The sequence below is a fragment of the Desulfospira joergensenii DSM 10085 genome (assembly GCF_000420085.1).
GTDB lineage: Bacteria > Desulfobacterota > Desulfobacteria > Desulfobacterales > Desulfobacteraceae > Desulfospira > Desulfospira joergensenii.
Genome location: NZ_ATUG01000003.1, coordinates 1006247 through 1031760, shown reverse-complemented (window position 1 = coordinate 1031760; position 25514 = coordinate 1006247). Strand labels below are relative to the sequence as shown.

Genomic DNA, 25514 nt, shown 5'->3' with positions numbered 1-25514 from the left:
ACCTGGATCAAGGTTGGTATTTTTTTTAACTTTTTTTCAGGAAGGGAAAAATATGGATCTCTTTTCGCTTCTTAGAATTTTTAGGTTATTTAAATTAAATATTATGGTTACATTTATGAGATATGCCTGTATAGTATACAAGCATATAATTTGATGGGATCCGCTTCAGGAACTGCCAATTTTTCAATTTTCAAGAACTATTCCGACTTAGAACTGAATATTGATCTCTTATTCTCGATAATAAAATTATATGATTAATCCGTCTTTTCATTAATTTAAATCATGGAGGAGAAATCATGGAAGTTAAAGATTATTGTAAAGCCATGTTGGCCGAAGTTACTGCTTGGAAAGAAAAATTAGAAGCCATGAAAAAAGTCGCAGATACGTATGGGTCTGCTGAAAAAGAGAAAATGTTACCGCTCATAGGGCAGCTGGACCAGGAAGTGACTACTGCCCAGGTTCGTGTTGATCAGCTGGAAAATGAATGTCCGTCAGACTGGTCCCCTATGAAAAATGAACTGGATGATCTATTCGGAACAATCGGTAGTAGTGTTGACCGGGCCTGGAGAGATCTTGAAGCTGGTAACGTAGGGGGGTGAGAAAAAACTTTCAGAGTTTTTAGCCTGAACTACACTTGAAAGGCCTCAGTTTTCAAAACCTGAGGCCTTTTGTTTTTTTGGGGAGTTTTCCCAAAAAAACAAGCGGGGCAGAATCGACAGATTCTGCCCCGCTTGCCGGCAAGGGAACTGGGCCTGAATTAAGGTGGTGGTGGATTCGGGCTTATACTTCAAGTTCCTTTTTGAGCCAGTCTCTTACATTTCCTTCTACGGCATATACGCCTTTGTATTTGCCGATTCCCTGCATGAACTCCCTTTCCAGGTTTTTGGGCAGGTTAAAACTGCCCAGTTCCTCGGAGTCGAATCCCTTTCTCCTGACCAGGGTCAGGATGGGATGCTGTTTCCAGGTATTGATGACAAAATAGACGGTTTCATTGTCATTGTCCCTGGAGTTGTAATAGGACTGGGATCTTAAGGGGCCCCACTCCAGATGAAGGGCAATGGCCTCCTCCGGAGTCATTTCCCAGTCTACGGAATTGAGCAGGTTATAGTTCTCTTTTATGTCTTTCAGTCTCATATTTCCCTCCTGCATCGACTGTCTGAAACCAGGCAGCGTTGGTTTTTCTAACATAGATAATTAGCAAACCTTGTGCCATGGCGATATTTGTATTTATAAGCATCTGAAATGAATGTCATTTTAAAAAATAAAAGGAATCTTTTTCTGTCGGGATGATCCTTGAAAAATTAGGATCGAGACAGTTTGAGAGACATAATTGTATTATTGCTGTCTCGGGTTGAAGTGGGATATCCGGGCAATGCAGGCAGGATTTTTGCAGTCGTCCTGGCGTTCCTTGGTGTTCTTCGCGGTTCCGATAAAAAGAAGAAAACCACGAAGAGCGCGAAGTTTTAGGGATCCATACTCCGTGGTAATTTCCCGGAAGGTTGACTTTATCAATTGAATCATAGGATAAGCGGATTATGGAAGACATATGGATCATCGGAAGCGGAAAATTCGGGATATTGGCGGCAAAGAGCCTGATCCGCCAGGAGAGGGCCATGAATCTGACCCTGGTGGACCAGGACCGGGACGCTTTGGATCAGGCGGAAAAACTGGGGTGCCGGATTGAGGAGAAAGAGGGGGCGGATTTTCTGCATGCCTGCCTGACAAGCGATTCAGGTCCTGACTGGATCGTTCCGGCCGTGCCCATCCATCTTGCCTGGGAATGGTGCCGCCTCAAGATGGGAAAGGAACGGCTTCGGGTGGATTTCCTGCCCAAAGGACTGAAAACGGTTCTACCCAATCCCATGGACGGGGCAGACGGGGAGATCTATGTCACCCATGCGGATTTTTTCTGCCCGCCCAACTGCAATGAGCCGGATGAGTACTGCACCCGAACCGGGGAACCCCGGAAGGAGGATATGTTCCGACTCCTGGCAAAAGTGGATTTTCCCGGGATCCGGCCCATTGTGATCCAGAGTGTCCAGCTGGGACCCGGTCTGGGAGGGTATACTCCCAGAGCTCTTTTTGAATTCCTTGACAACATCGCTCAAAGTCCGGGTCCTCTTTTTGCGGCCACGGCCTGCCGCTGCCACGGCGTTCTCTCGGGAGGGGTTTTGAAAGAGTTTGATCCTGGGCAAAGATAACCTTTTTACAGGTCCTTTTAATTTTAACATCTTACAATCATTTCCGCATCCAGGCGTGGTACTTTTTAATCCAGGCCAGAAGTCTTTCCGGGGCATGGGCTTTTTTCCACATTCCGGCCGCATATTTATTGGCCTCGGCCATGGTGGGATAGATATGGATGGTGCCCAGGATTTTGTTGAGCCCGATCTTCTGCTTCATGGCCAGGACAAATTCGGCGATGATGTCCGAGGCATGGTGGCCCACAATGGTGACTCCCAGGATCCTGTCCTTGCCGGGAGGGGTGAGCACCTTGACAAAGCCCTGGTCCCGGGAGTCGGCAATGGCCCTGTCCAGGTCGTCAATGGGATATTTTACCACTTCGTACTCAATGTTCTGCTCTTGGGCCTGGGTTTCATTTAAACCCGCCCGGGCCACTTCCGGATCGGTAAAGGTGGCCCAGGGAATGGTGGAGTAATCCACCCGGAACTTCTTGAACCTTCCGAACAGGGCGTTTACCGAGGCATACCAGGATTCATGGGCGGCCGTGTGGGTAAACTGGTATCGGCCGTGGACATCCCCGCTGCAGAAGATATTGGGAAAGTTGGTCCGGAGGAATTCATCGGCGGCCACACCCCGGTTGGAACCCAGTTCAACTCCCAGTTCTTCCAGGCCGAAACCTGCAACATTGGGTGTCCGGCCCAGGGCAATGAGGAGCCGGTCAAAGGGGATGGGCACCTCTTGATCCCCGTGGTCGCAGATGAGAATAGTTTCCCCGCCCCGGGTTCTGATTTCCCTGGCGGCATGGCCGGTCATCACCTGAATGCCTTCGGTCTCAAAGGTCTTTTGGATGATTTCGGCGGCATCGGGATCTTCCCGCTTGAGAAGGGCCGGCCCCCTCTGGACAAGGAAAACTTCGGAGCCCAGCCGGGCAAAGGCCTGGGCCAGTTCGCAGCCGATGGGCCCTCCCCCTAAAACCGCCAGGCGCCGGGGCAGGGTGGAAAGATCCCAGACCGTATCCGAGGTCAGATATTCGATGCTTTCCAGGCCGGGCAGTTCCGGAACCATGGGCCTGGCTCCCGTGGCAATGAGGATGTTCCGGGTAGTCAGGGTTTTGTCTCCTACCTTCACCTCAAAAGGGGACAGGATCTTGGCCCGTCCCTGGAAGCAGTCCACGCCGAGCCGGGTATACCGCTCCACCGAGTCATGGGGCTCTACTTTCTGAATGACGGATTTCACCCGGTCCATGATCTTTGAAAACTGAAAATCCATATCGATCCGGTCAAACCCGTATTTTTTAGCCTGGCGTGCCTTTGCGGCAAGTCCGGCACTGGCGATCAGGGCCTTGGACGGGACGCATCCGGTATTGAGGCAGTCTCCGCCCATTTTATGCTCTTCGATCAGGGCAACCCGGGCCTTGACCGCAGCTCCGATATAGGAGGCCACAAGGCCGGCTGAGCCTCCGCCGATGACCGTCAGGTTGTAGTCAAAGGAAGAGGGTCTGGAAAACCGGGCATAGATCTTTTTACTCCGGATTCCGTCGATGATCCGTTTGGCCACAATGGGGAAGATCCCCAGAAGGGCAAAGGCAAATAGAATTTTAAAGGAGAGGATCCCCTGGATGGAATCGAGCTGGGCCAGCTGGGTACCGGCATTCACATATACAATGGTGCCCGGGAGCATGCCGATCTGGCTGACCAGGTAAAAAACATGGCCCCGGATATTGGTCAAGCCCATGGCCAGGTTGATCAGGAAAAAGGGAAATAAAGGGACCAGTCTCAGGGTAAAAAGATAAAATCCCCCTTCCTTTTCCATCCCCCGGTTGATGGTTTCAAGTTTGGATGAAAATTTTTGTTCCACAAAGTCCCGGAACAGGTAGCGGGAGGAAAGAAAGGCTAAAAAAGCGCCCATGGTGGAGGCAAAGGAGATGATAATGGTCCCGGGAACCAGGCCGAAGACGGCAGCTCCGGCCAGGGACATAATGGCGGCCCCGGGAAGGGACAGAGCCGCCATGAGCACATAGGCCGTAAAATAGGTGGCAATGAAGAGGAACCTGTGCTGTTGGTATATGGCTTGGAACCCGTCAATTTCATTTTTAAGGTTGGAAAAAGAGACGTACCGGTCCAGGTCAAATAGGAAAAACAGGCCGGCCAGGACCAGGATGATTGTCAGAAGCAGAATTTTTTTTCCAGAGCCTTTTTTCATTGCAGGTTCACCGGGAAGTTATAGGGTTTTTTCAATGGCCTGGAAGCTCTTCATGAACTTCCGGTCAATATAGTCTTTAATAATAAAGGCGAGTCTCCCGCCGAATACCAGTCCTTTTTTCTTGAGCACCCCGGCGCCGCCTCCTAAATTGAAGATCAGGAGATACTCCGGACCGGGATGAAATTCCACTAACGCTTTTCCTTCCAGGCTTGCCATGACGTTGTGGAGAAGAACCGGGTTTTCCCGGACCGCATAGACCCCCACCTTGTTCAGGGGCTGGTCCTGGAAATAGATACAGTCCCCGCCGCCGAAAATTTCGGGATATTCCACGGACTGAAGATAGGTGTTCACTAAAAGTCCCTTGTCCGGACCCACGGGCAGACCGGAAACCTCAAATATGGTGGACGGCCTGACCCCGGGAGCCATGAAAATAAAATCCGAGTCAAAGGTCCGGCCCGAATCCAGGAGGATGGAATCCCGGGTCACTTCCTTGACAGGCGCCTGTTCATGGATATGGATCCCCCGTTTTTTGAGGATGGAAAATACCCGGGAACGGACCGATTCCGGGAACCCGGACATGAGCCGGCTCCGGGCAAAGATCCGGATCTCCGGCATGGGGCCCTTCATCTCCTTTGCCAGCTGCCAGACATTGCCGGCCACCTCGGCCGAGGAAGGACCTCCCCCGACCACGGAGACCCTTGTTTCCCCGCTTTTAAAAAGGGCTTTCAGTTTTTCAGCGGCCTCCCACAGCTTTTCAATGGGCTTGACCGGATAGGTGTTGTCCAGCTGGCCCGGAACCGTGTCCATGGGAATATAGGAGCCGGCATTGCAGCAGACCACGTCGTACTTCACTTTTTCCCCGGATTCCGTGTAGACTTCCCGGGCTTTGGGATCGAGTCTGGCCACCCGGTCAAGAACAAAGGTTCCCCCCTGTTTGGTGACCACATCTTTGGTGGCGAACCGGATATCCTCCCGGGTATAGGTGCCGCCCAGCATTCCCGGCCCCATGCCCGAGTAATAATGATGGTCGCAGGGACCGATAACCGTGACCTTGAAGCCCTTTTCAATAATCTGCTTCAAATTGTCCAGAATCATCATGTGGGCATGGCCTCCTCCCACCAGTACCAGATGCTTTTTCATTTGATCCGCTCCTTAAAGAGTGTCCATAAGTTTCCCCAGGCTGGCCAGATGAGATTTTTCATCGTTGGCGATTTTGTTGATCGTTCCCCTGGCTTCCCGGCCTTCCAGCCGGCTTCCCACCCTCTGGTAGAGATCCAGGGCCTGGGCCTCAATGGACATGGCCAGGGAGATGACATCCTTCGGAGAATTGAGGTCGGGATGGAAAAGATCCATGTACTCCTGGGTGGTCAGTCCCCCTTCCATGGCCCGGGTTTCCACTATTTTTTCAAATCCGGCCCGGTCTGCCGGTTCCGGGCTGAATTGATTATAGGCGGCCAGGATTTCCTCCTGGTGCTTGATTTCAATTTCAGCCAGTTTTGAGAAAAGGCTTTTTACCTCATCGTTTGATGTCTGTTTTTCCATTTCCAGATAAAAATCCCTCAGTCCCTGCTCCAGGGAATAGGCGGTCTTTAATATATCCCGGGGTTCTTCCTGTCCTGTAAACAGATCCATGCCCAGATCCTGGGCACCGACGGCTTTGTTTCCCTGCCAGGCCTTGATCCCGCCGGACATGTTAAAAACCTGGGTGAATCCCTTCCCGGACAGCATCTGTGCAGCAACCCGGCTGCGCCCTCCAATGGCTCAGTAGACCAGGACCGGCTTTTCCCGGTCCATCTCGTCCAGCCGGTCCGAGAGCTGGGGCAGGGGGATGAGCAGGGCTCCGGGCAGATGTTCTTCCTGATACTCCGAGGGCTGTCTTACATCCAGGAGAATGAAATCCTCCCCGGGATGATCGGATATAAAGGACCGGGCCTCATCAGAGTCCATTGATTTGGCCGGTGTGAGAAACTGCATCCATTTCATGGTTCACCTCCTCAAGTCTTGGCTGTTCATTCATAATTCTTGATTGATTTTCATCCCAGGGACTTGAACATCTTTTTGCCGGCACCGCAGATGGGGCAGTGCCAGTCATCGGGCAGTTCTTCAAACCGGGTTCCCTTGGGAATTTTCCCCTTCCTGTCTCCCTTGTCCGGATTATAAATATATCCGCAATTGACCATCTGACACTGGTACATATCTTTGGGTTCTGCCATTTTTATTCCTTTCTGGGTTTCGTTGTTATCTGCCATGGTTTATATGAAAGGGGCAAAACTGCAAAATGGGTGATCCCGGCAACTTGCCCCTGAAATCTCCTGGGTTTTAAAAAGAACGTTTAACCGGGCCGGTGGAAATTAGATAAAAGAGCGCGGTTTCAGGGTCAAGACCCATAAGAGACCGGGCTTCCCGGTCGTAGAGGGCGCCCACACCGCAGCACCCCAGTCCCTGGGCCGCCAGGTAGATCCTCCGGCCCATCCGTCCGCTCTCCATGAGAACCTTCCGGTATCCCCTGGGGCCGGATTCCTTTTCCAGGGCCGTCAGATCCGTAATAAATAAAAAGTTCATGGCTGCATTGCGGATCCAGGTCTGATCCAGGCATACCCGGGAGAGGCCTTCATGGAATTTGCCCTGGGTCTTGGGTAGGCATTTCCCGGCAATTGTCCAGACCCAGAAAATTGGATACCTGTTTATCCTCAAAGTCATAGGACATCCGGGAAGAAAGTCCCAGGGCTTTGGTCGCCAGCATGAAATTTTCCACAAGATGGCCCGTGTCCAGCAAAAGATATCGAAAAGCCCTTTTCCGGTATTCCCAGGCGCTTTTAAAAAATTCGGCTGGAATGAAGAAGAATACCCCCGGAGCCTGACGATCGGGAACGGAAAAGGGGTCTTTCTGTATCATTCCGAGAAACTCCTGTATCATGTTGCAATAATACAGTCCTGTCTCAAACCCTTCCACATCCCGGATCAGGGCATAACATTCCAGGGATAAAGCCCTCCGGCAGAGGGCAGGCTAGGGGAGAACCAGGGGACCCGTCCCCCAAGGGTTTTTCCTGTCACCCCCCAGGCCAGAAACAGAGCCCGCAGGATCCTGTCCCTGTCAAAATCAGACCCTGCTCCGGCCATCGGTTTCGCTTTGAAAAGTGTGTTGAGGCCTTCCTCAACCCTTTCATCCGGTTTTGACAGGTCGATTCGGTTTACATAATCCTAGGATTTAAACGGGGCCGGAAAACTCTCAAAATCCAGGAAATGGGGCCTTATCCTGTTCCGGGAATGTCGGGTGGCCCAGTGAAAATCTGAAACAGTGGATGGGCCACTGGTCATGATTTATTGTCTTCTTCCTCGACTTCGGCATCCATGACCATCATGCATTCATGGCATTCCATCTCAATATTGGGAACATCCCCGTACCGTTTCTTCATCTCTTCTTCAGACAGATGGGAAACCCCGGAACATCCGCATTGGGGGCAGGCGGTTTTTATTTTATATTGTTTGGCCATTGCTGACTCCTTTCTCTAATCGGCTAGAATTACTCGTCGCCCTTGATTCTCGGATCATTGGGGGTCCCGGCACAATCCGGGGTGTAACAGGAATTGTCCACGAAGGTGCAGCTGCCCTTGCAGGAGGGGCATTCCTCCGGAGGGGTTTCTGCTTCCAGGTTGTAGCCGCATTTGTTGCATATCCAACTGACCATATTTTTTCTCCTTTTGTATTTTGGCCTTGCTTTTCAGGGCCCGGATTAATTACTATCTTTGAGTCACTCTGTTATACATTAGGATTATCAAGAATCATGCCACGGATTCAGGCAGGGTTTTTGCGAACCATAGTAACGGTACAACGGAGCATACGAGTCAAAGAGTATCATGAAATCATTACATAATTTAAAGAGTCTTGCCATGAAAAAAAGAAATTATCTATTCCTATCCCTTATTTTAATGGTTCTGGTCTCCTGTGACAATCAAAAAATTCAGCCCGGATTCTCAGGGAAGGGGGAAGCCGGACCTGGACCCTCTGCCAGGGCCCTTGTTGAGAAACAGGATATTGTCCAGATGTACGAGGCCGTGGGAACCATCCGTCCCTTGACCGAATCCGTCATTGAATCCCAGGTCAGCGCCCAGGTCCTCAAGGTGTTTTTCACTCCGGGCACATCCGTACAGGAGGGCGATGTTCTGATCCGTCTGGACAACCGTCAGCTGATGGCCCGGGTAAAACAGGCCGGGGAAGGCCTGAGCCTGGCAAAGAACAATCTGGAGCAGACCCTCAAATCCATGGATGAGGCAAGTGCCAACCTGGATCAGACAAAAGCCGCCTATGAACGGACCCAAAAATTATTTAAATCCGATATTGTGCCGGTACAGAAGCTTGAAATCGATAAGGCCGCCTATCTCCAGTCCAAGGCAAGACTTGAAAAATCCAGGGAAGGGGTCCAGTCGGCCAAGGCTTCCATCCGCCAGGCCGAGCAGGTGGTAAAAGAGGCCCGGATCGCCCTGGGATATGCTGAAATCAAGGCCCCGGCATCCGGAATTGTGGCCCAGCGGATGACAGACCCCGGGGATCAGGCTATTCCGGGGAAACCCTTGATGATCATCCAGACCAGCGGAGCCCTGAGGCTGGAGGCCAGTGTACGGGAGGGATTGATTTCCAGGGTGAGCCTGGGCGGCGATTATCAGGTAAAGATCGAAACCGTTGACAAGACGGTCAATGCAAAAATAGAGGAGATCGTCCCCTATGCAGACCCGGCCACCCGGACCTTTCTGGTGAAGGCGGCCCTTCCCCACACTCCGGGCATCTATCCGGGTATGTTCGGCAGACTCATGATCCCCGTGGGCAGGGAAAACACCCTTGTGGTTCCCCGGGAAGCCGTGATCCGGGTGGGACAGCTGGAGCAGATTCTGGTCCTTAGGGACAAGACCTGGCAGAGGGTATACGTTAAAACCGGGAAGATCCTGAAAGATAAGATCGAGGTGCTGGCCGGACTTTCCGGGAACGAGACAATAGGGTGGGAACGCAATTGAGAATCGACAATTAAAAATTGATAATTGACCGGTCTTTCTGTTGTTTTTCCAGCGGGAAACCTGGTTTTCCTTTAAAGCTTTAGATTTTCGGACGTAAAACAATGGCTAAACAATCAATCATTTCAAATATTGTAAAGGTGTTCTTAAGCTCCCAGCTCTCCATCATGCTCATCCTGTTTGCCCTGTGCCTGGGGGCGTTTTCGATTTTCATCACCCCCAAGGAGGAGGAACCCCAGATTGTAGTTCCCATGGCCGATGTCTATGTGGAAGCCCCCGGGGCCAGTCCGGCTGAAATCGAAAAACTGGTGGCCACTCCCCTAGAGCAGATCCTCTGGGAGATCGACGGAGTGGAGTATGTCTATTCCACATCCACCCGGGAAAAGGCCATGGTCACGGTCCGGTTCTTTGTGGGAGAGGACAGAGAAAACTCCATTGTCAAGCTGCACAACAAGATCATGATGAACCAGGACAGGGTGCCGCCCATTGTGACCTCCTGGCTGGTCAAACCCGTGGAGATTGACGACGTGCCCATCCTGACCCTGACCCTTTATTCGGATCTTTACTCCGATCATGAACTGGAGCGGGTGGGGGAAGAACTCATGGCCCGGCTGTCCCGGCTGGAGAACATCTCCCGCTCTTCCATTTACGGGGGAAGGAAAAGGGAGGTCCGGGTGGAATTGGATCCCTTGAAGATGAAGGGCTTCGGGGTCTCGGTCCAGGATATTGAAAACGCATTGCAGGGGGCTGATGTTTCGGTTCAGGCCGGAACTTTTAATAAAAACAACCAGCAGGTCCTGGTGACCTCCAGTTCCTTTCTCACCTCCCTGGACGAGGTCAGACGGCTGGTGGTATCCGGACGCCGGGAAAGACCGGTATATCTGGAGGATGTGACCCGTATCCTGGACGGTCCCAGAGAGGTGGAGGCCTATACCCGGATCGGATTTTCCAATTTTTACAAGGATAAGGAATCCGGGAGCGGGTCCCCCTTGTCCTATCCGGCGGTGACCCTGGCATTTTCCAAGAAAAAGGGGACCAATGCCGTGGACGTGGCCCGGTCTATTCTGGATGAGGTGGAAAAACTGAAAAAAACCGTGATTCCCGACGCGGTAAAAGTAGAGGTCACCCGGAACACCGGCCATACCGCCCATGTCAAGGTCAATGAGCTGCTCAGCTCCCTGGGATTTGCCATTGTTTCCGTGGTGATTCTCCTGGCCCTTACCCTGGGATGGAGGGAGGCCCTGGTGGTGGCCCTGGCTGTTCCCATTTCATTTTCCCTTGCCCTTTTCGTGAATTTTTTATTCGGGTATACCATTAACCGGGTGACCCTGTTTGCCCTGATCCTTTCCCTGGGTCTGGTGGTGGACGATCCCATTACCAACGTGGAAAATATCCAGCGCCATATCCGGGCAAAGATCCTGGATCCCTTTGAGGCCACTCTGCACGGGGTCCAGGAGGTTTTGCCGCCGGTGATCATGTCCACCATTGCCATCATCGTCTGCTTTACCCCCCTGTTTTTCATCACCGGAATGATGGGCCCCTATATGGCGCCCATGGCCGTCAACGTGCCCCTTACCGTGACCTTTTCCACGGTCTGCGCCCTGACCATTGTGCCCTGGATTTCCCATCTTCTGCTCAAATCCTTGAAAGACAAACCTGAAGCCCGGAGCCGGTCCGGGCATTTCATGTCCAGGGTATACCGGTCGATCCTCAATCCTTTTCTGGAAAAAAGGGGGATGAGGTTTTTTCTGCTTGCCCTGGTACTGGTACTCCTGGCAGGATCCTGTGCCCTCGGGATTTTCAGGCTGGTGCCCCTGAAGCTGCTTCCCTTTGACAATAAAAATGAATTCCAGGTTCTCCTGGACATGGATGAGGGCACTTCCCTGGAATATACGGACCGGGTGGTCCGGGAATTTGAAGATTACCTGAGAACCGTAAATGAGGTGGAAAATTTCGTTTCCTATACCGGGATTTCATCTCCAATGGATTTCAACGGTATGGTCCGCCATTATTATATCCGGAAAGGTTCACACCTGGCCGATATCCGGGTCAACCTGGCGGATAAGTCCAGAAGGGAGCAGCAGAGCCACACCATCCTGCTGAGACTTCGCAAGGACCTGGAGCAGATCGCCAAAAAGAACCATGCCAGGATCCAGCTGGTGGAAGTTCCGCCCGGTCCGCCGGTTCTGTCCACCCTGGTGGCGGAAATCTACGGGGACAACGATAGATCCTACGGGGAACTGCTTCAAAGTGCCGGCCATGTCAAGGCAATCATGGAAAATGAAGATTTTGTCACCGACGTGAGCATCATGACCGAAAAAAATGCCAGGCTCCTGGATATCGTTGTAGACCGGGAAAAGGCCGCCCTTCACGGCATCGACACCCGGACCATTCTGGACACCCTGGAGGCGGCCCTTGGGGGCATCACCCCGGCCAGCATCCATCTCCCTGCGGAACGAAACCCCCTGTGGGTAAGGGTGATCATGCCCCGGGACCAGCGGTCCGACATGATTTCCCTTTCCCATGTACCGGTGAGATCTTCTGCCGGAAAGCTGATTCCCCTGGCGGAACTGGTCCGGGTGGTTGAAAAGAGAACCCAAGAGCCTATTTATCATAAAAACCTGGAACCCGTGGTCTATGTGATGGGCGAAATGGCCGGCCGGGCGCCCGGGGAGGCTGTCCTGGACATGATGAAAAAATTGAAAAACAATCCGGTTCCGGCCGGTACCCGTGTGGACTGGGCCGGGGAAGGCGAGTGGAAGATCACCCTGAGGGTATTCCGGGACATGGGCCTGGCCTTTGCCGCCGCCCTTTTGGGCATCTATTTTATCCTGGTCGTCAACACCGGGTCTTATTTCATGCCCATGCTCATCATGATGGCCATTCCCCTGACCGTCCTGGGCATCATGCCCGGATTCTTTCTTTTGAACCTCTTCACCCGGAACGTGGGCGGATTTGCCGATCCGGTTTTTTTCACGGCCACCAGCATGATCGGCATGATCGCCCTGGGCGGCATCGTGATCCGGAACTCCCTGGTTCTCATCGAATTTGTCCAGGATGCGGTAAGACAGGGGGAGACCTTAAAAGAGGCCATTCTCAACAGTGGAGTGGTCCGCATGCGACCCATCCTTCTCACGGCCCTGACCACGGCCATCGGTGCCTTTCCCATCACCTTTGATCCGGTGTTTTCCGGGCTTGCCTGGGCGTTGATTTTCGGGCTGTCCGCCTCCACCCTGTTCACCCTGGTGGTCATCCCGGTCACCTATTTTTCGGTCTATAAGGATAAAACCAAATAAAAGGAACCCAAACAATGAAAATGGAACAATATATCCGGGCCATTGCCGGGGCTTTTATCATCATCACCCTGATCCTGTCCCGGGTCCACTCTCCCTACTGGCTGCTGTTCACGGCCTTTGTGGGGGTGAATCTTTTTCAGTCGGCTTTTACGAAATTCTGCCCCATGGAGAATATCCTGGAAAAGATGTTTAAAATTCCCAGGTAGCGCCATATCAATCGACAGCAATGGAAATTGATCCCGGCCTGTGGTATACTGCGACTCTCTACGAAATCTAAGGGGGTACGATTTTCAAGGCGATTCGACGGCAGGGATAAATGGGTCGGTTTAAACCAAGGGTCTGAGGATGAAGATAAGATCGGCAAAACAAGTGTTCTGGATCGTTTTGTTCTTTTTGTGGACGGTTCCTGTCCATGCAGAATCCCCAAAAACCCTTGTTTTCGTTACCTCGGATGCCGCCTCAAATGTGGTCAATGCCTACCATGAATTTTTAAAACTGGCCTACGGGGAAATCGGATATGATGTAAGGATGGTGAGGTTTCCTGTGAAACGGAGCTATATCCATGCCGATATTGAAAAAGCCGACGGGATCCTGGTCTCCACAAAAAATCTTCTGGAAGGCTATAAAAACATGCTTGCGGTTCCCGTCCCTTTAAGACAGGTCGAGCTTGTGGTCTACTCGGCCTCCCGGGAATTCATCGTTGACGGGGTGGCAAGCCTGAAGCCCTATCGGATCGGCTTCATGAGGGGATATTTTTTATCCGAGGAGATGACCCGGGACATGGACAGGATCATCGTAGACACTTATGATGCCCTGTTCACCATCCTGGATATCGGGCGGGTGGATCTTGTTCTCGCCCTCAGGGGGGAGACTGAAAGATTTTTAAACAGGAACACTCAATTTCAAGGTTTCAAGGCCCTGGAACCTCCCCTTTTCCGGGTTTCAATGTATCACTTCCTGAACAGAAAACATAAGGCCCTGATTCCGGCAATCACCCCTGTCCTGGAGCGGTTGATCCGGGAAAAGGTCCTTGAAAGGCTTTATGCACCTTATACAGAATAAACCTGCCCCATCGACAAGGAGAGGGTTTGCATGAGACAGCCTTTTCTAAAGATATCATCCCCAAAGACGGAGAACCATCCTTGGTTATAACTCCCGGCAAATTTGCTCGTTAAATCCCACATAGAGCGTGTTGCCCCTCTTTATGGAAGGGGCCCTTAGGTTTCCGGTCCTGCCCAGACAATCTTTTAAGATGTTCTTTTTTCGTCAATGCCGGGAAAAATCCAGCAATGCCACAATGTGGCACAAATCGTGAATCTCAAAAATAGAGGGATGAGAAAGAAGGAGGGGCAATAAATGGGAACAAAATTCAAGAGATCTGTCCCGGTCCTGACTCTGTTTGGGGTCATTGTGTTTGGAACGTTGCTGTTCTTGAACCAGGGGTATTCCGGGCAGAACCGAACCATTTTGAAGAAGAACGGGGAGAAGAAAATGAATAAGAACATAGAGGTGGCGACCTTTGCAGGGGGATGTTTCTGGTGTATCGAAGCTTTCTTTGAAAAGATCCCGGGTGTGGTGGAGGCGGTTTCCGGTTATACCGGAGGCCATGTGGAAAATCCGACTTACGAGCAGGTGACCTCGGGAGACACGGGACATTACGAGGCGGTCCAGGTGAAATTTGATCCGAAGATTATTTCCTATGAAGAGTTGCTGGATGGCCTGTTCCGGCAGATCGATCCCACGGATGATTCCGGCTCCTTTGCAGACCGGGGGACCCAGTACAGGTCTGCTGTATTCTTTCACAATGAAGAGCAGGAAAAAAAAGCCCGGGCCTTTATCAAGAAAATTGACGACTCAGGCCGGTTTACGGACAAGGTGGCCACCCGGGTGATCCAATTTGATTCCTTCCATAGAGCAGAGACTTATCATCAGGACTATCACAGGAAAAATCCCATCCGGTATAAATTCTACAGGATGGGGTCGGGGAGGGACACGTTTATTGAGAGCGCCTGGGGCCGCCCGGGCCAGGCCTGTCCCATCCAGTTCAATGGGGACAAAGAGAAAAAAGAAGACAGGATATCGGATCGTGAACTGAAGCAGAGACTGACCCCCCTTCAATACCATGTTACCCGGGAGGACGGGACCGAGCCGGCCTTTAACAACGAGTTTTGGGACAATAAAAATCCCGGGATTTATCTGGATATTGTTTCCGGACAGCCCCTGTTCAGTTCAACGGATAAGTTTAACTCCGGAACCGGCTGGCCCAGTTTTACAAGGCCCATTGAAGAGGAGGCCGTGACTTTGAAACAGGACCGTTCCCTGCTTATGACCCGGACCGAGGTCAGGAGCAGCCGTGCCGGTTCCCATCTTGGCCATGTGTTTGACGACGGACCGCCTCCCACGGGAAAGCGCTACTGCATCAACTCGGCGGCCCTGGCCTTTGTTCCCCTGGAAGAACTGGAGGCAAACGGTCTGGAAAAGTATAAGAATTTGTTTGAATAAGGGGTCAGGCAAGGGCGCCCAATATCCCGGTTCCCATGAAGGCCAGAATGGAGAGGTTGATGCCGGCAAATGCCTTTGAGGGATTTGAGTTGACCAGGCTGAACCCGGTCCAGAAAAGGATCCCGAGGGCGTTGATCGCCGTGGCCAGGGCAAAGCCCGGAAGGGCGGCGACCCGGAACAGGTACAGGAAAAGAGAGAGGCTGTAAAGGCCGCACCAGATCATGACCTGGAGTTTGAGACCCACTCCGGAAAATCGTTCCGAGAAACTGGGATAGGGGACTTCCCCGAAATCGGGCCGGTTTGATTTCAAGAGGAGGAGAAAAAAATGGGGGATCTGCCAGACTCCCATGATTGTCATGATCAGGAGGATCTCCGGGTCCAGGATGGACCGGCCCCCTGCCGACCACCCGATCAGGGGGGGCAGCATCCCGCTCAAAGCTCCCGGGACAATGGCCAGAAGACTCTTTTTCTTCATAGGGGTGTAAAGGCCGTTATAGCAGACCAGGGCAAGGACTCCCAGCCCAGGGGGGAGGAGGCCGGCATTGGAAGAAAATAACAAGCCCCCAAGACCGGAAAGGATGAGAACAGCTCCCAGGACAACTGCGGATCCGGGATTCAGCCTCTTGGAGGGCAGGGCCCGGTGCCGGGTCCGGGCAAACCAGGCGTCGAATTCCATGTCCTGTACATTGTTCAGGGCTGCACATCCCAAGGCCAGGACCAGGACCGAGAGTCCCAGGTATCCCCCGTCCTGGGAGAGCCCCCTGTTGGCCAGGGCAAAGCCGAACAGGGCCGAGAGGCTGATATGAAGGCAGAGAAGAGGCTTTACCACCTCTGCCAGGGATTTTACCAGGGATTTTAACTTACCATTCATCCTCTTCCAGCCATTTTTCATACTCTTCCGGGGGAACCACCTTCAGAACCCCCACCATTTCAGCATGTCCGACCCCGCAATATTCCGTGCACTGGAAATGGAACTCACCGGTTTCTTCGGGGAGAAACCAGGCATAGGTCTCCATCCCGTTCACCGCATCTGCCTTTACCCTGAACGCCGGAATATAGAGACTGTGGATCACGTCGTCGGAGGTGAGATTTAGCTTGACCGGCCTGTTCTGGGGGACCACCAAAAGGTTTTCCGTTTCCTTGTCATTGGGATAGAGAAAGATCCATGAAAAGGACTGGGCAATGACCTCGATCTCAAGGGTCCCCCTGGGTACGGTCCGCAGCCCGGTATAGGCCTTCCATCCAGATGCAAACATGGTCAGGGCAATGATGGTGGGGATGATGATCCAGATCGATTCCAGCAGGAAATTTCCCCGGATATCCGCAGGATGGGGGTGGCGGCTGCGCCGGTAATGAATGACAAAGTAAATCATCACGCAGGTGATGACAAAGAGAAACAGAAAAGAGAACCCGATGATGTAGTAAAAAGACTGGTCCACCAGGGTGACCGGATTGACAGGAGTATCCCCTAAATTATTCATTTGTCTGCCTCATCTGAATGAAATATCCCAGAAGGTAAAACTGATCATAATGGCCAGAAAAAACAGGGTGCCGATAAATGAAAGAATCAGCGTTTTCCCCTCATACTTCATATGCATGAAATACATGAGGACCAGGGTGCCCTTAAAGGACGCGATGAGCAATGCCGCCCAGACATTGAACCGGCCAAGGTCCACATAGGATGCCCCCACCGTTAGCCCGGTAAGGACCAGGAGGGCGCAAAGGACAATTCCTAGAGATTTATAGCTTGAAACATGATTTTCCATAAAGAGTTTCCTTCATATGACCAGGTAAAACAAAGGAAAAATAAAAATCCAGATCAGATCCACCAAATGCCAGTATAGCCCGGCGTTGTCCAGAAGAGCATAGGAACCCGAAGAGATCCTGCCCCTGAGAACAAAGACCAGACTCACCGCCAGCAGGGTCATGCCGATGACAATATGAACTCCGTGGAGCCCGGTAATCACGTAATAAAGTCCGAAAAAAAGGTTCTGGCCGGCCGGCCCGTCAACCAGCTTATCCGAGTTGGGATAAATGCCGTGGGAGATCTTATGGCCCCATTCAAAGTACTTGTTGACCAGGAAGACAGCCCCGCAGAGCAAGGCGGTTCCAAGACTGAAAAGGGCAATGCCCCGTTCATTTTTCTGGATGGCCGTGATGGAGGCGGCTACGGCAAAGCTTGAAATCAGGAGAATGACGGTGTTGACAACACCGAAGATTTTATTGAGTTCCTGTGCACCTTCGGCAAAATCAGAGGCATATAGTTTCAGGTAGACGGCATAGAGAACAAAGAGTCCCCCGAATAGGATGATTTCCGTGTAGAGGAATAACCACATGCCCAGTTTTTTGCCGGCATTGTCGGCCGGGCTGGCCGATTCTGCGTCCGGCTGTAGGTCCTGGGTTTTGATTGAAGACAGATTCATTTATCCCCCTTTCCTGTCTGGGTTGAGCGGCGAAGAGGAAAATTTTTCAATCACCTTTGAGAAATCATAGGGGTAATCCAGGACCTGGGGTTCCTGAACAAAATTGTGCAGGGGGGGAGGGGAGGGGGTGGCCCATTCCAGGGTGGTTCCCCCCCAGGGATCTGAGAGATCCCGGGTTTCCTCTTTTCTGCTCACAAGGGATAAGGCCAGATTGCCCATCATGAGAAAGATGCCCAGGATCATGAGAACACCCCCAAAGCCTGCCCAGAAATTACCGGTGGCATACTGGGGCAGGTAGTCAAAATACCTCCTGGGCATGCCCTGGAGTCCCAGGACGAACATGGGGACGTAGTGGAGCATGAATCCTGAGGTGACCAGGATGGCGGCGGTATAGGCCGCTTTAAAATTGTACATCCTTCCGAACATCTTGGGCCACCAGAAGTGGAGGGCTGCAAAAAAGGCAAATCCGGTTCCCCCGAACATGGTGAAATGAAAGTGGGCCACCACAAAATGGGTATCGTGGACATGGATGTCAGGACCTGCCGCGCCCAGGACCAGTCCGGTAAGACCTCCCACGGAAAAGAGATAGACAAAGCAGAGGGCAAAAAGCAGGGGCGGGGTCATCTGAATGGAGCCCTTGTACAGGGTGGAGACCCAGGAAAATACCTTGATGGCCGAAGGGATGGCCACGATAAAGGTCAGAAAGGAAAAGACAAACACGGCAGTGTCGCTCATGCCGCTGGTGTACATGTGATGGGCCCAGACTAGGGATCCGGCAATGGCAATGGCCATGGAAGAGGCCACAATGGCCTTGTATCCGAAGATGGCCTTCCGGGAAAATACCGGGATGATCTCGGAGATCACCCCCATGCCGGGCAGGATCATGATATAGACGGCCGGGTGGGAATACATCCAGAACAGGTGCTGGTATAAAATGGGATCCCCGCCCCGGGAGGCGTCAAAAAGGCCGATGTTGAATGTCCGCTCAAAGATGACCAGAAGAAGGGTGATGGAGACCACGGGGGTGGCCAGAAGCTGGACCCAGGAAGTGGCGTACAGGGTCCAGGTAAAGAGCGGAATCTGCATCCAGCCCATTTCCTTTTTCCTCATCCGGTGAATGGTGGTGATGAAGTTCAGGCCCGTCAGCATGGATGCCATTCCCAGGACAAAGGCGGCAAATACTGCAGTGGACACGTTGGTGTTGGTGGATATGGAAAAGGGAACGTAAAAAGTCCATCCCGTATCCGGGAACCCGTCTGAAAAAAGGGAGACAATGGCGATGATGCCTCCAAGCACGTAAAGATACCAGGAGAGAAGATTAAGCCTGGGAAAAAACACATCATCCGCCCCGATCTGGATGGGGAGGAGAAAATTTCCAAATATGGCCGGCAGGGCCGGGATGATGAAGAGAAAAATCATGATCACCCCGTGGAGGGTGAACACGGAGTTGTAAATTTGTGCATCCATGACGGTTTCCCCGGGGAACATGAGTTCCAGCCGGATCAGCCCTCCCAGGAGAATGGCAAATAAAAACCAGAACATGATCACAGCCAGGTACATGAGCCCGATGCGCTTATGATCATAGGTGATGAGCCAGGACATGATTCCCTTGAACCGGGCAGGCTCAGGGGTTTGAAAAAAAGAAGCCGGTTTTTCCATGGGTTATGCCTCTTCTCCTTTAGAGTGAAACGATTTGCTCCCATCCTGTATCATGATACAGTTTTGTTCCTGTGTCTAATTATTTTCGTTTTTTTCCCGGGGCAAACACGAGAAAAAGGACCAGACCCGCCAGAAAGAGGAGGATCACAGTCCCGGCCACCCGGAAGATATTGAATGCATAGGTCTGTTTTTCCGGATCATAATTAAAGCAGAACGACATGACTCCCCGTTTGATGGAAATGCCGGTCTTTCCCTGATCCGCCTCTGCCAGGGCCATTCCCACGTCAAAGGGCAGGAAATTGGGGCCGTAGACGTACCGGGTGATTTTACCGCCCTGGGCCAGGACGATCAGAACATTGGGATGGACGTAAAGGTGCTTTTCTTTTCTTATAAAATGAAATCCCAGGGAATCGGTCACTCTTTTGATATTCTCCGGGGTGCCGGTCAGGTAATGCCAGTTTTCCAAGGGAAACTCCTTTGTGACCAGCCTTGCATAGTTTTTTTTGGCATCCAGGGCATTTTCAGGGGTCTCGTCCCGGGAAAAACTTAGGGTCACCAGGTTGAAATCCCGGCCCGGCACCGGATCAATATCGTTGATGACCTTTACCAGGTCTGCCTGGAGAAAACTGCATATCGTGGGGCAGAAAAAATAGATGGGCAGAAGGACCACGGGCTTGTCCAGAAGATCTCCTATTTTGATGGGATTTCCGTTTTCATCCGTAAAAGCCGCATCCTTGTCGATGAACGACCCCAGCTTTTCCTCTACCCTTACCTTTGAGGCCAGTTCAAGGGCCTCGTCCTCGGGCAGTTTTTCCGCGGCCGGGTCCTGTCCCATGACATGGTGTTTGTGTTTGTCCATTGGATCCGCGTCCGTATCCGGGTCCATCTGCATCTCTGGGGAATCATGGGCCATGGACGGTTCTGCACTTGATCCGTGGGTGGAATCATGTCCGGATTCATGGTTCTGGGCAATGCCGGGCAGGGTCCAGAAAAGAATCAGCCCAAGAAGGATTCCCCAGGTAAAACGGAGGTTCAGAGAGGATCTCATCTTAAAGCTCTTTTCCTTCGCCGGTTTTGAGATTGATTTCCCAGGTTGTCCTGAAGCTGTGACGGGTTCTGAGAGAGTCCCTTTTTTCGCCATGGGCAAAGATCATGACATTGGGCCCATCGGTTTTAACCGGTGGATCATACTGGTCTCCGGAATTCAGGGGAATGGTAAAGGAGAGGGTAGTGATCCCGTTTTCTTCCGATCCCTCAGGGTTGGTGATATTGCTCGTTCCGTCCTGTTTTTCATCCGGAGCATGGGCTCTTTTCCGGATCCCGTAATGGTCTTCTATCCTGGCCTTGCCTTTTTTGACATACCCGATGATGATATTTGCCCCAAGCATGGATTCCTCCGGATTGAATCCGATTCCCACCCATCCGGTTGTCTCGGCTGAGATCCTTATGTCCATGGTGGTTTCATTCAAATTCCAGGAAAAATCCATTTCATTTATCTTTAGGCTGTGCTGGTAATCCGAAGCCCAAAGGTTCGGAACCGTGAAGAATAGAAAAATAAGTGCCAGAAAGCTGGATAGGAAAATAGTCTTTTTCATGCCTGATCTCCTCGTTATCGGTTTTGAATGGTCTTTTAAATTGCCTGAAGCGGTTGATTCTCCCAGGTAGTTTATATTTTCAGCCCTGACAATGCAACCGCAAAATCCAATTATAAAAATACACTTATGGAAATTTATTTGCAAAAAAAGGACCGGCCTGAAAGAGTAGAGAAGATTTTCAGGCCGGTCCCTGCATTTTAAATTCCAGACAACTCGATCAGGAGACCAGTTCCCTCCTGTCCGACATATCCACCAGGGTTCTTTCCCTGGCCTTGTCAATGCCGAGCTGTTTGCGTTTTTTGTCGATGTGGTCGATCATGAGCCGCGCAATGGCATGGGGATCCTTTGCCATTCCCCATTTGCCGTATCCAAGGTCTTCCATGCCCCTGAAAAGGTAGTCATGGTATTTGGTATCCTTTACAATGGGAAATCCGATGCCGAATACCGTAAACACTCCGGAAGCCACGAAATAATGGCCAATGGCCAGGGCTTTTTCGCTCATCCACTCCGGGGCGCATCCGGCGGCCGGAAGATCGGCAATGCTGGTGCCCAGTCCTCCGGCCTTGACCATGGCGGAAGCGGCAATGAGGATCCGGGTGTTGTCCACACAGGATCCCAGACCCAATACCGGGGGCATGCCCACGGTTTCACAGACCTCGGCCAGGCCGGGGCCGGCAAGGGGGGCTGCCTCGGGCACCAGTAGACCTTCCTTGGCAAGGGCGATCTGGGAGCACCCGGTCTGGAGGACCAGGACATCGTTTTTGATCAGTTCCTTAACCAGTTCAATATGGACGGAATCCTGTCTCACCTTGGGGTTGGTACAGCCCACAACCCCGGCGACACCCCGGATTCTTCCGTTGATGATATTATCATTCAGGGGGGAATAGCTGCCCCTGAAGGTTCCGCCCAGCATATATTCAATGTACTCATGGGAAAAACCGTGGATTCCTTTCCGGGTCTGGGATGGGATCACCACGGGAACCGACCGGGTGCTGAACCGGGAGATGGCCCGGATCAGGATCTCGTCCGTGCATTTCCGGGGATCGGTTTCTTCAAATTCTACGTGGGAGGCGCCTTCGATATGACACCTGGGGTTGGTGGTGATGAGATGGGTGTCATAGGCTTTGGCAACAGCGGCCAGGCCCTGCTTGATGCATTGGATGTCCACCACCATGGCATCCACGGCACCGGTGACCATGACCGCCTCGGTGGATCCGAAGTTTCCGGCATGGGGGATCCCGTGCCGGGACATCATCTCGGCGCCGGAACAGCACATGCCCACCAGGTTGATTCCCTCTGCCCCCTTTTCCTTTGCCTGATCGATAAAGAACGGGTCGTTGACCCCGGCAAGAATGGCTTCAAACATGGCCGGTTCATGGCCGTGGACAATAACGTTGACATGGTCCTCTTTCAGAACCCCCATGTTGACCTCGGCCTGGAGAGGGACAGGACTGCCGAACATGATATCGGACAATTCCGTGGCAATCATGGAGCCGCCCCATCCGTCGGCCAGGGCCGTGCGGGTGATCTGTTTGGTCAGGTTTTCATATTCCTGGTCGCAGCCGATGTGGGTCCGGCTCATGAGTTCCATGACTTCAAGCATGGCTCCCCGGGGAACCACTCCGTGCTTTCTCCAGGTTTCCAGGGTTGCTTCGGGGACCCGTCGGGTCAGGGGCATTTCCCCGTCTACATTGGAAAATGTCTTTTCCAGCTCTTCATAGAGTTCTTTTCCCAGTTCCTGGACCTCCTTGCCTTCGACATCAATCCCCAGGGACAGGGCCAGCTGTTCCAGTTTCAGAACATCCTTGATTCCGAAATCGAGAACTTTTCCGTCAATGACATCCTTGAACAACTTCAGGATATGCATGCCGTGGTCATTGTGGGATGCAGATCCGGCAGCCACCATTCGGCCGAAATTCCTTGCCGCAATGGTGTCGATGGTGGCTCCGCAGATTCCCACCTTTTTATAGGGATCCCTGGGGTTCAGGCGGCAGGGCCCCATGAAGCAGTGTTTGCAGCAGGCAGATTCTTCACCGATGGGACAGGCCTTCATATCCTGTCCCCGGTCAAGGTCAAGGACAACCCCGTCGGCTCTGGCTTTTTCAAGCATCTGTGCTGTGGCCTCGCACGCAGTCACTTCCGATGCGCCGGCCCGGATTTTCTTTTCTGTTTTTTTCATATCTCCTCCTGGTTTGACAATGACTTGCCGTTGCCCGGGTTAGAGAAAAGGGGGGGTAGAATCTTATATACAAGATACATACCACTTCGTGGTATAAAAATCAAGTCAGGGCCCAAAGATAGTGAAATCGGAAAGGCAGGTCATTAAAAAAGAGCAAAACCAAGTGAAAAGTGTAAATTAAAGGTTGAAAAAAAATGTTTTTTATTATTATAAGGGTACTACGGGGTGGGAGTACCCGGTTTTTCGTTGAAATCACCAGGTTCGATACATTCCTGTATTATTTTTGTATTTTTATTGATACAGATGCCTGAGACAGTCAACGCCCGAATGTAACCTGCCAGGTTTTAGATTCCAAGCCCATATTTGTCTGGCAGGGGCATCTAAATAAAGAAAGCGATTTTTAAGGAGACGGCGAAATTTCAGCCAGTGGTATGATGTTTGCTTTTTGATTTTTAACCCAAACATGGGTTTGGGTTGGAAAAAGGTCGGTATCCATTAAAGGAAACCAGAAAAGGAGTCTGCAATCGGATCTGTAAATCCAAAGGATCTCAGATCTCCAAGTACAGGAAATGGAAAAATGTCTGAACACAGGGTCAAAAAAAAAGAAAAAAAGATTCAGAGGTCCTATTCCTATTTTGCGTTGAAATCTCCGGACGAAATCTATTACCAGATGGCTTCAATTTTTAAAGCATCCAAAGGAGGCGGACAAAATAAGGAATGGGGAAACCACCCCCACTGGTCGGATTTTTTATCAGCAGGGGCGGTCAGGCTATTGGTTAAGGCGGGAAAGCGCTCCGGCAAGAAGCCGGATATGGCTCATTTCTTCCTTGATAATATCATCAAGCCTTGATCGGCCGAGTTTGACCGGAACCAGTTCCTTCATTCCCAAGTAGAATGCAATGGAATCTTTTTCCGTCTGGATGGCAGATCCCAGAATGCCTTTGAAGTCTGCTGCCGGGGTCTCCTTTCCGAAAAAAACCCGGGTATCTGCAAGGGCCTTGAGGTAGAGGGCGTTTTCATCTTCCGGATCAAAGGTGGTGGAGAAACTTTCATCCCGGCCCAGGCTGACTTTCATGTCTGCAAAAATCTTTTCGTGTTCATCTTCCATCCTGGCAAGGTCCTGGAGAAAATTCTTATTCTCCTGGCCTTCCACCCGCTGGGCAGCATCTCTGTAAAAGGCGGCTCCGTTCTGCTCTATTTTAACGGCAATTTCAAAAATATCGTCTGCATTAAATTCATTGGGCATGCTTTTTCCCCCTTTGTATTGGATTAAACCAGTCTTTCTTTTAAGGTCTTGGCCAGTTTCACTCCCAGGTCGAAACAGGCGTTCAGGTCATCTTCTTCGGGAACATATTGAACCCGGATTCCCTTGTCAACGATTTCCATTTCCATTTCCTTGAACTCTTTGTTCAGGATCTTTACCGCTTCTCCGCTCCATCCGTAGGACCCGAATGCGGCTGCGATCTTGTTTTGGGGTTTCAGCCCCTTGATATAGGTCATAACATCCGCAATCACCGGAAAAATGTTATTGTTAAGGGTGGGGGATCCCACGGCAATGGCCCCGGCATCTATGATTTCGGTCATGATATCGCTTCTATGCCATTTTCTGGTGTTCATGAGCCTGACGTTGACATCTTCGGATTCAATCCCGCTGGTAATGGCCCGGGCCATCTTGGCCGTGCTCTCCCACATGGTGTCAAAGATGACCACGGCTTTCTTGGATGGCTCCTGCCGGGACCATTTGTCGTAAGCCTCAATGATCTTGGAGGGGTTGTCCCGCCAGATAATCCCGTGGTCCGGGCAGATCATATCGATTTTAAGGCCCATGGCGGTCACATCCTTTAGCAGGGCCTGGACCCGCTGGGAAAAGTGAAGCAGGATGTTGGCATAGTATTTCCTGGCATGGGGAATGATCTCATCCCCGATTTCATCATCAAAAAACATATCCCCGGCGTAGTGCTGTCCAAAGGCATCACTGGAGAAAAGAATGGCCTCTTCCTTTAAGTAGGTGAACATGGAATCGGGCCAGTGGAGCATCCGGGTTTCCAGAAAGGAAAAGGTTCGGTTTCCGATGGCAAGCTCATCTCCGGATCCGACCACCTGGAAATTAAAATCTTTGTTAAAATGGCTTTTCAGGTTTTTTCCCCCCATCTTGGAACAGTAGATGGGTTTTTCCGCACCGATTTTATGCATCACCTTGGGGATTCCGCCCGAGTGGTCCATTTCCGTGTGATTGCTGATCACAATGTCGATTTTTTTGGGATCAATGACTCTGCTGATATTGGAGAGCAGTTCATCCGCAAATTTCTCTTTTACCGTGTCAATGAGGATGTTTTTTTCTCCCAGCACGAGAAATGCATTATAGGTCGTCCCCTCATAGGTGGAATAGCCGTGAAAGTCTCGAATATCCCAGTCCCGGCATCCCACAGAGTATATCCCCTCAGCGATTTCAATGGGCTTGTACATGGTTG

The 25514-nt window shown here is 51.6% G+C and carries 26 protein-coding genes; 7 read left to right on the top strand and 19 right to left on the bottom strand.

The features are described from left to right. The first annotated feature begins 296 nt into the window (after window positions 1-296). Window positions 297-599, top strand: a complete 303-nt coding sequence (locus F608_RS0128925; protein WP_022669245.1) for a sll1863 family stress response protein — start codon at window positions 297-299, stop codon at window positions 597-599. A gap of 181 nt (window positions 600-780) precedes the next feature. Here F608_RS0128925 and F608_RS0128915 read toward each other — a convergent pair whose 3' ends face one another. Then, window positions 781-1134, bottom strand: a complete 354-nt coding sequence (locus F608_RS0128915; protein WP_022669243.1) for a DVU0772 family protein — start codon at window positions 1132-1134, stop codon at window positions 781-783. Window positions 1135-1535: 401 nt separating this feature from the next. Between F608_RS0128915 and F608_RS0128910 the strand changes: the two genes are divergently transcribed. Then, window positions 1536-2201, top strand: coding sequence for a Rossmann-fold NAD(P)-binding domain-containing protein (locus F608_RS0128910; RefSeq protein ID WP_022669242.1), 666 nt, complete (start codon window positions 1536-1538; stop codon window positions 2199-2201). A 37-nt stretch (window positions 2202-2238) separates the two neighbouring features. Here F608_RS0128910 and F608_RS0128905 read toward each other — a convergent pair whose 3' ends face one another. The 8 genes from F608_RS0128905 to F608_RS36620 form a co-directional block, all read right to left on the bottom strand. Then, a complete protein-coding gene (locus F608_RS0128905) occupies window positions 2239-4383 on the bottom strand; it encodes an FAD-dependent oxidoreductase (RefSeq protein WP_022669241.1) in 2145 nt (714 codons plus the stop codon). Window positions 4384-4401: 18 nt separating this feature from the next. Continuing rightward, window positions 4402-5523, bottom strand: coding sequence for an NAD(P)/FAD-dependent oxidoreductase (locus tag F608_RS0128900; protein WP_022669240.1), 1122 nt, complete (start codon window positions 5521-5523; stop codon window positions 4402-4404). A 12-nt stretch (window positions 5524-5535) separates the two neighbouring features. After that, entirely contained in the window at window positions 5536-6366 is an 831-nt protein-coding gene (locus F608_RS34235; protein ID WP_084681314.1) for a rhodanese-like domain-containing protein, read from the bottom strand. Window positions 6367-6416: 50 nt separating this feature from the next. Continuing rightward, window positions 6417-6596, bottom strand: a complete 180-nt coding sequence (locus F608_RS0128890) for a rubredoxin (protein WP_022669239.1) — start codon at window positions 6594-6596, stop codon at window positions 6417-6419. Window positions 6597-6702: 106 nt separating this feature from the next. Beyond that, window positions 6703-7083 (bottom strand): nitroreductase family protein, encoded by a 381-nt coding sequence (locus F608_RS37240; RefSeq protein WP_033399056.1) that lies wholly within the window; start codon window positions 7081-7083, stop codon window positions 6703-6705. After that, entirely contained in the window at window positions 6995-7279 is a 285-nt protein-coding gene (locus tag F608_RS35475) for a nitroreductase family protein (RefSeq protein WP_022669237.1), read from the bottom strand. Before F608_RS35475 ends, F608_RS37240 begins: the two co-directional genes overlap by 89 nt. A gap of 418 nt (window positions 7280-7697) precedes the next feature. Continuing rightward, window positions 7698-7877: a hypothetical protein gene (locus tag F608_RS0128865; protein WP_022669234.1), complete on the bottom strand. Its 180-nt coding sequence runs from the start codon at window positions 7875-7877 to the stop codon at window positions 7698-7700. A gap of 29 nt (window positions 7878-7906) precedes the next feature. Next, window positions 7907-8071: a rubredoxin-like domain-containing protein gene (locus F608_RS36620; protein ID WP_022669233.1), complete on the bottom strand. Its 165-nt coding sequence runs from the start codon at window positions 8069-8071 to the stop codon at window positions 7907-7909. 202 nt (window positions 8072-8273) lie between these two features. Here F608_RS36620 and F608_RS33810 point away from each other — a divergent pair, with 202 nt between their 5' ends. From F608_RS33810 to msrB, 5 genes are all read left to right on the top strand, one after another. After that, entirely contained in the window at window positions 8274-9392 is a 1119-nt protein-coding gene (locus F608_RS33810; protein WP_022669232.1) for an efflux RND transporter periplasmic adaptor subunit, read from the top strand. A 101-nt stretch (window positions 9393-9493) separates the two neighbouring features. Next, window positions 9494-12685 (top strand): efflux RND transporter permease subunit, encoded by a 3192-nt coding sequence (locus F608_RS0128850; protein ID WP_022669231.1) that lies wholly within the window; start codon window positions 9494-9496, stop codon window positions 12683-12685. Window positions 12686-12699: 14 nt separating this feature from the next. Then, window positions 12700-12891, top strand: a complete 192-nt coding sequence (locus tag F608_RS0128845) for a YgaP family membrane protein (RefSeq protein ID WP_022669230.1) — start codon at window positions 12700-12702, stop codon at window positions 12889-12891. 139 nt (window positions 12892-13030) lie between these two features. Next, window positions 13031-13747 carry a type 2 periplasmic-binding domain-containing protein gene (locus F608_RS0128840; protein WP_022669229.1) on the top strand — a complete coding sequence of 239 codons (717 nt, stop codon included), beginning with the start codon at window positions 13031-13033 and terminating at the stop codon, window positions 13745-13747. A 294-nt stretch (window positions 13748-14041) separates the two neighbouring features. Further along, a complete protein-coding gene (gene msrB / locus F608_RS0128835) occupies window positions 14042-15187 on the top strand; it encodes a peptide-methionine (R)-S-oxide reductase MsrB (RefSeq protein ID WP_022669228.1) in 1146 nt (381 codons plus the stop codon). A 4-nt stretch (window positions 15188-15191) separates the two neighbouring features. Here msrB and F608_RS33805 read toward each other — a convergent pair whose 3' ends face one another. The 10 genes from F608_RS33805 to F608_RS0128785 all read right to left on the bottom strand — a co-directional run bounded on the left by F608_RS33805 (window position 15192) and on the right by F608_RS0128785 (window position 25509). Next, window positions 15192-16058 (bottom strand): UbiA family prenyltransferase, encoded by an 867-nt coding sequence (locus F608_RS33805; protein WP_022669227.1) that lies wholly within the window; start codon window positions 16056-16058, stop codon window positions 15192-15194. Next, complete coding sequence (gene coxB, locus F608_RS0128825) at window positions 16048-16668, bottom strand: cytochrome c oxidase subunit II (RefSeq protein ID WP_022669226.1); 621 nt, start codon at window positions 16666-16668, stop codon at window positions 16048-16050. Before coxB ends, F608_RS33805 begins: the two co-directional genes overlap by 11 nt. Before the next feature lie 9 nt (window positions 16669-16677). Further along, the gene (locus F608_RS0128820) at window positions 16678-16953 is read right to left on the bottom strand and encodes a cytochrome C oxidase subunit IV family protein (RefSeq protein ID WP_022669225.1); all 276 of its coding nucleotides are present in this window, start codon (window positions 16951-16953) and stop codon (window positions 16678-16680) included. Between the two features lie 12 nt (window positions 16954-16965). After that, window positions 16966-17610 (bottom strand): cytochrome c oxidase subunit 3 family protein, encoded by a 645-nt coding sequence (locus F608_RS0128815; RefSeq protein ID WP_022669224.1) that lies wholly within the window; start codon window positions 17608-17610, stop codon window positions 16966-16968. After that, on the bottom strand, window positions 17611-19269 hold the full coding sequence (locus tag F608_RS0128810; protein WP_022669223.1) for a cytochrome c oxidase subunit I: 1659 nt from the start codon (window positions 19267-19269) through the stop codon (window positions 17611-17613). Between the two features lie 79 nt (window positions 19270-19348). Further along, window positions 19349-20317 carry an SCO family protein gene (locus F608_RS33800; RefSeq protein ID WP_022669222.1) on the bottom strand — a complete coding sequence of 323 codons (969 nt, stop codon included), beginning with the start codon at window positions 20315-20317 and terminating at the stop codon, window positions 19349-19351. Window position 20318: 1 nt separating this feature from the next. Continuing rightward, complete coding sequence (locus F608_RS0128800) at window positions 20319-20864, bottom strand: DOMON domain-containing protein (RefSeq protein WP_022669221.1); 546 nt, start codon at window positions 20862-20864, stop codon at window positions 20319-20321. A 217-nt stretch (window positions 20865-21081) separates the two neighbouring features. Continuing rightward, window positions 21082-23043: an anaerobic carbon-monoxide dehydrogenase catalytic subunit gene (gene cooS, locus F608_RS0128795; RefSeq protein WP_022669220.1), complete on the bottom strand. Its 1962-nt coding sequence runs from the start codon at window positions 23041-23043 to the stop codon at window positions 21082-21084. Window positions 23044-23812: 769 nt separating this feature from the next. Continuing rightward, window positions 23813-24289 carry a ferritin-like domain-containing protein gene (locus tag F608_RS0128790; protein ID WP_022669219.1) on the bottom strand — a complete coding sequence of 159 codons (477 nt, stop codon included), beginning with the start codon at window positions 24287-24289 and terminating at the stop codon, window positions 23813-23815. A gap of 23 nt (window positions 24290-24312) precedes the next feature. Further along, window positions 24313-25509 (bottom strand): FprA family A-type flavoprotein, encoded by a 1197-nt coding sequence (locus F608_RS0128785; RefSeq protein WP_022669218.1) that lies wholly within the window; start codon window positions 25507-25509, stop codon window positions 24313-24315. Window positions 25510-25514 lie beyond the last annotated feature (5 nt).

Bases quoted from the DNA above. Each gene is read 5' to 3' on its own strand.
- F608_RS0128925 (WP_022669245.1), top strand. From the start codon at position 297: ATGGAAGTTAAAGATTATTGTAAAGCCATGTTGGCCGAAGTTACTGCT.
- F608_RS0128915 (WP_022669243.1), bottom strand. From the start codon at position 1,134: ATGAGACTGAAAGACATAAAAGAGAACTATAACCTGCTCAATTCCGTA.
- F608_RS0128910 (WP_022669242.1), top strand. From the start codon at position 1,536: ATGGAAGACATATGGATCATCGGAAGCGGAAAATTCGGGATATTGGCG.
- F608_RS0128905 (WP_022669241.1), bottom strand. From the start codon at position 4,383: ATGAAAAAAGGCTCTGGAAAAAAAATTCTGCTTCTGACAATCATCCTG.
- F608_RS0128900 (WP_022669240.1), bottom strand. From the start codon at position 5,523: ATGAAAAAGCATCTGGTACTGGTGGGAGGAGGCCATGCCCACATGATG.
- F608_RS0128890 (WP_022669239.1), bottom strand. From the start codon at position 6,596: ATGGCAGAACCCAAAGATATGTACCAGTGTCAGATGGTCAATTGCGGA.
- F608_RS37240 (WP_033399056.1), bottom strand. From the start codon at position 7,083: ATGACTTTGAGGATAAACAGGTATCCAATTTTCTGGGTCTGGACAATT.
- F608_RS35475 (WP_022669237.1), bottom strand. From the start codon at position 7,279: ATGATACAGAAAGACCCCTTTTCCGTTCCCGATCGTCAGGCTCCGGGG.
- F608_RS0128865 (WP_022669234.1), bottom strand. From the start codon at position 7,877: ATGGCCAAACAATATAAAATAAAAACCGCCTGCCCCCAATGCGGATGT.
- F608_RS36620 (WP_022669233.1), bottom strand. From the start codon at position 8,071: ATGGTCAGTTGGATATGCAACAAATGCGGCTACAACCTGGAAGCAGAA.
- F608_RS33810 (WP_022669232.1), top strand. From the start codon at position 8,274: ATGAAAAAAAGAAATTATCTATTCCTATCCCTTATTTTAATGGTTCTG.
- F608_RS0128850 (WP_022669231.1), top strand. From the start codon at position 9,494: ATGGCTAAACAATCAATCATTTCAAATATTGTAAAGGTGTTCTTAAGC.
- F608_RS0128845 (WP_022669230.1), top strand. From the start codon at position 12,700: ATGAAAATGGAACAATATATCCGGGCCATTGCCGGGGCTTTTATCATC.
- F608_RS0128840 (WP_022669229.1), top strand. From the start codon at position 13,031: ATGAAGATAAGATCGGCAAAACAAGTGTTCTGGATCGTTTTGTTCTTT.
- msrB (WP_022669228.1), top strand. From the start codon at position 14,042: ATGGGAACAAAATTCAAGAGATCTGTCCCGGTCCTGACTCTGTTTGGG.
- F608_RS33805 (WP_022669227.1), bottom strand. From the start codon at position 16,058: ATGAATGGTAAGTTAAAATCCCTGGTAAAATCCCTGGCAGAGGTGGTA.
- coxB (WP_022669226.1), bottom strand. From the start codon at position 16,668: ATGAATAATTTAGGGGATACTCCTGTCAATCCGGTCACCCTGGTGGAC.
- F608_RS0128820 (WP_022669225.1), bottom strand. From the start codon at position 16,953: ATGGAAAATCATGTTTCAAGCTATAAATCTCTAGGAATTGTCCTTTGC.
- F608_RS0128815 (WP_022669224.1), bottom strand. From the start codon at position 17,610: ATGAATCTGTCTTCAATCAAAACCCAGGACCTACAGCCGGACGCAGAA.
- F608_RS0128810 (WP_022669223.1), bottom strand. From the start codon at position 19,269: ATGGAAAAACCGGCTTCTTTTTTTCAAACCCCTGAGCCTGCCCGGTTC.
- F608_RS33800 (WP_022669222.1), bottom strand. From the start codon at position 20,317: ATGAGATCCTCTCTGAACCTCCGTTTTACCTGGGGAATCCTTCTTGGG.
- F608_RS0128800 (WP_022669221.1), bottom strand. From the start codon at position 20,864: ATGAAAAAGACTATTTTCCTATCCAGCTTTCTGGCACTTATTTTTCTA.
- cooS (WP_022669220.1), bottom strand. From the start codon at position 23,043: ATGAAAAAAACAGAAAAGAAAATCCGGGCCGGCGCATCGGAAGTGACT.
- F608_RS0128790 (WP_022669219.1), bottom strand. From the start codon at position 24,289: ATGCCCAATGAATTTAATGCAGACGATATTTTTGAAATTGCCGTTAAA.
- F608_RS0128785 (WP_022669218.1), bottom strand. From the start codon at position 25,509: ATGTACAAGCCCATTGAAATCGCTGAGGGGATATACTCTGTGGGATGC.